Source organism: Janibacter sp. CoH_79_TC_3, from assembly GCF_058197955.1.
In genome coordinates this window covers 1-1,454 of the sequence record NZ_JBXWIV010000044.1, presented here as the reverse complement: position 1 = coordinate 1,454, position 1,454 = coordinate 1, and the positions used below count along the sequence as shown (strand labels likewise).

The 1,454-nt window shown below is 44.4% G+C and carries 2 protein-coding genes; both read right to left on the bottom strand.

The genetic code is table 11. From position 1 onward, the window contains the following. Nucleotides 1–115: 115 nt before the first annotated feature. Nucleotides 116–268 (bottom strand): hypothetical protein, encoded by a 153-nt coding sequence (locus AC2FA3_RS14965; RefSeq protein ID WP_490510273.1) that lies wholly within the window; start codon nucleotides 266–268, stop codon nucleotides 116–118. Nucleotides 269–316: 48 nt separating this feature from the next. Continuing rightward, nucleotides 317–1,318: an LLM class flavin-dependent oxidoreductase gene (locus tag AC2FA3_RS14960; RefSeq protein ID WP_490510272.1), complete on the bottom strand. Its 1,002-nt coding sequence runs from the start codon at nucleotides 1,316–1,318 to the stop codon at nucleotides 317–319. Nucleotides 1,319–1,454 lie beyond the last annotated feature (136 nt).

Sequence of the window (1,454 nt, the reverse complement as noted above, 5' to 3'; positions counted from 1 at the left end):
CTTATCTTAAAGTCTATGTCGTATTTCATAAAATAACCCCCAAAAGTTGTGTCCAACTTATGGGGGTCAGTTCATTTTCAAATTAGAGAAGGGGGCTTTTAACATCGAATGTCATTTATTTAAGGTTATCTTTATTGCGTTTATTTTCAATACGCTGTTTGCGCTTGGGGCTAATATGATAAGTAAAATAGCCGGCAACGACCATCACCGCAATAAAGGCCACGATATATAATAATATTGATAAATCGATAAAGGCCGAGGGTTTCATGACCGTAATCTCATTAGGGTTTATCAATAATTATGCGAGCGTGGCGGTCTATTGTAAAGTAAACAAGTTTAGCTCAGGTGTAAGTTCCAGTGAACGCAAACGCGCTGCCTGATCATAAACATTGGCGGTGACAATCAATTCATCGGGCTGATACTGTGCAAGGAATTTAGCAAGTTTTGGTTTGACCGTTTCGACAGAGCCAATAAATGAGACCGATAAAGCATTGTCTACCATCATTTGCTCGGCAGGGCTCCAGATGCTGTCCATATCGTAAGTTGGCATTGGCATTTGTCCGCGCTCACCGCGACGTAGACGTACAAAACTTTGCTGCGCTGATGTAAAGTGATAATGGGCTGTCTCATCATCGTCAGCAAGTAACAGGTTTGCCGCCAGCATCACATAAGGCTTAGCGAGATGCGCCGATGGTTTGAACTGTTCACGATACGCACTAATCGCTTGACCCATCATCTGCGGGGCAAAATGTGAGGCAAATACGTATGGTAGTCCTAAATGTGCTGCTAAGGTCGCGCCAAAAAGCGATGAACCCAATATCCAAATAGGAATGTTAGATTTCGCCCCTGGAAATGATTGCACAGGACTGTCATCGGTGCCATCACCTAAGAAGTACATCAATTCTTGTACGTCTTGTGGAAAACGATCGGCATCTTGCATTTGTCGACGCAATGCCTGGAAGGTGGCACCATCCGTACCCGGTGCGCGGCCTAGACCTAAATCTATGCGGTCACCATATAGTGCTTGCAAAGTACCGAACTGCTCAGCAATGACCAGTGGGGCATGATTGGGCAGCATGACACCACCAGCACCAATGCGTATGCGCTTGGTTTGACTACCGATATGCGATAACAGTACCGAAGTTGCCGCACTAGCAATGCCAGGCATATTATGATGCTCGGCCATCCAATAGCGGTTTAGGCCAGATTTTTCTGCTTGCTGCGCGATAGCAACTGTCTGTGCAATGCCTTCAGCGATGGTTTTGCCTTCAGGAACGGGTGCTAAGTCTAAAAAAGATAATGGGATTGTGTTGCTCATGATTCACCTATTGTTATGATGCCGCCTTACAACGACATCTTTATAATTATATTTAATTAACCCCACTCTCAACTTGAAATAAGCAACTCAAACTGAAGAGGCGGGTTACCAAGTTTTTTGTTGAGTACAAAGCATA